The sequence below is a fragment of the Immundisolibacter sp. genome, assembly GCF_050250495.1.
Taxonomy (GTDB): domain Bacteria; phylum Pseudomonadota; class Gammaproteobacteria; order Immundisolibacterales; family Immundisolibacteraceae; genus Immundisolibacter.
Genome location: NZ_JBFWOM010000020.1, coordinates 3,644 through 5,014, shown reverse-complemented (window position 1 = coordinate 5,014; position 1,371 = coordinate 3,644). Strand labels below are relative to the sequence as shown.

The following is a 1,371-nucleotide window of genomic DNA, read 5'->3' as shown; positions in this document are numbered from 1 at the left end:
GATGGCGAGCGGCTGGCCGGCGACGCGGGTGCGTTTCAGGATCGCCAGCAGGTCTTTGGGCAGGCCCTTGGGCAGGTCGACGGTGCTGTGGTCGTCGTAAATCTCGATGCGGCCGATGAATTTGCTGTCGAGGCCGGTTTCGTTGGCGATGGCGCCGACCAGGTTGGACGGCTTCACGTTGTGGGCGTGGCCGACTTCGACGCGGTAGGTCTCCAGGTTGTCGTCGCCCATCGGGGCGCGGGGCGGGCGACGGTCGTCGTCGCCAAAGCGCGGCGGGCGGCTGTCGGTCTCGAAGCGCGGGCGGCGTTCACCCTCCCCGAACCGCGGGGCGCGTTCAGTCCGTTCGCCCCGTTCGCTCCGTTCAAACGGCGGGCGGCGTTCCTCGCGCTGGAACGGCGAGCGCTCGGGCTTCTGCTTGTAGGGCTTGGGCTGCGGGCGGTCGGGTGGCAGCAGCAGCGGTTCGCTGCCCTGCAACTGGGCGGCCAGCGCGGCGGCGATGTCGATGACCGAGACGGATTTTTCCTGCGCGTGGGTTTCGATCAGCTCGCGGAACAGCGCCACGGACTCGGTCTGCTCGGGGCTGGCGAGCGCCTCGTCGATGCGGCTCATGAACCGCTGCACGCGCGCCTCGTTGACCTCGTCCACGCTCGGCAGGGCCATGTCCTCGATGCGCTGGCGGGTGGCGCGCTCGATGCTCTGCAGCATGCGCTGCTCGCGCGGCATGGCGAACAGGATGGCCTCGCCGCTGCGCCCGGCGCGGCCGGTGCGGCCGATGCGGTGCACGTAGGCTTCGGTGTCGTAGGGGATGTCGTAGTTGACGACGTGGCTGATGCGCTCCACGTCCAGGCCACGGGCGGCGACGTCGGTCGCGACCACCAGATCAATCTGCCCGGACTTCAGGCGATTGACGGTGTGCTCGCGCAGCTGCTGCGGGATGTCGCCCGACAGCGGCGCGGCGGCGAAGCCCTGGGCATTCAGGTAATCGGTGAGTTCCTGGGTCTCGATCTTGGTGCGCACGAAGATCAGCACGCCCTCGTGCGGCGTGGTTTCCAGGATGCGCGTCAGCGCCTCGCGCTTGCCGATGCCGCCGGTGACGATCCACACCCGCTGGCGGATGGTCTCGGCGGTGGTGGTGCGCACCTTGATGGACACCTCGACCGCGTCCCGCAGGTGTGCTTGCGCGATGCGCTTGATGGGCGCCGGCAGCGTGGCCGAGAACAGCGCGAGCTGCCGCTCGGCCGGCGACTCGGACAGGATCCACTCGACGTCGTCGATGAAGCCCATGCGCAGCATCTCGTCGGCTTCGTCCAGCACCAGCGCGCGCAGGCCGGAAAGGTCGAGCGAGCCGCGGTTCATGTGATCCATCACGCG

The 1,371-nt window shown here is 69.1% G+C and carries 1 protein-coding gene; it reads right to left on the bottom strand.

Annotated elements, in window-relative coordinates; genetic code table 11:
* Positions 1 to 1,365: helicase-related protein (locus AB7F93_RS11705; RefSeq protein ID WP_428303132.1), on the bottom strand; the 1,365-nt coding region annotated here is incomplete at its 3' end.
* Between the last annotated feature and the right edge of the window lie 6 nt (positions 1,366 to 1,371).